A 548-nucleotide genomic window follows, 5' to 3' on the forward strand; every position below is an offset into this window, starting at 1 on the left:
GACGACGCCGGCGCCGACGGTGCGGCCGCCCTCGCGGATCGCGAAGCGCAGCCCCTCGTCCATCGCGACGGGCGTGAGGAGCTCGATCTGCATCTGGACGTTGTCGCCCGGCATCACCATCTCCATCCCCTCGGGCAGCTCGCAGGTCCCCGTCACGTCGGTCGTGCGGAAGTAGAACTGCGGCCGGTAGCCCTTGAAGAACGGCGTGTGGCGCCCGCCCTCCTCCTTCGTGAGGACGTAGACCTCGGCGGTGAACTTCGTGTGCGGCTTGATGGAGCCCGGCTTGGCCAGCACCATCCCGCGCTCGATCTCCTCCTTGCCGACGCCGCGGAGCAGCAGGCCGACGTTGTCGCCCGCCTCGCCCTGGTCGAGCAGCTTGCGGAACATCTCGACGCCGGTGACGACCGTCTTCTTCTCGGCGCCGAAGCCGACGAGCTGGACCTCCTCCTGCACCTTCACGATGCCGCGCTCGATGCGGCCCGTGGCCACCGTGCCGCGCCCGGTGATCGAGAACACGTCCTCGACCGGCATCAGGAACGGCTTGTCGA

The 548-nt window shown here is 69.0% G+C and carries 1 protein-coding gene; it reads right to left on the bottom strand.

The annotated features are described in order from the left end of the window. The coding region (locus PYV61_RS26465) for an EF-Tu/IF-2/RF-3 family GTPase (RefSeq protein ID WP_275836881.1) at positions 1-548 on the bottom strand (548 nt) is incomplete at both ends.

Source organism: Roseisolibacter sp. H3M3-2, from assembly GCF_029211165.1.
Taxonomy (GTDB): Bacteria; Gemmatimonadota; Gemmatimonadetes; order Gemmatimonadales; family Gemmatimonadaceae; genus Roseisolibacter.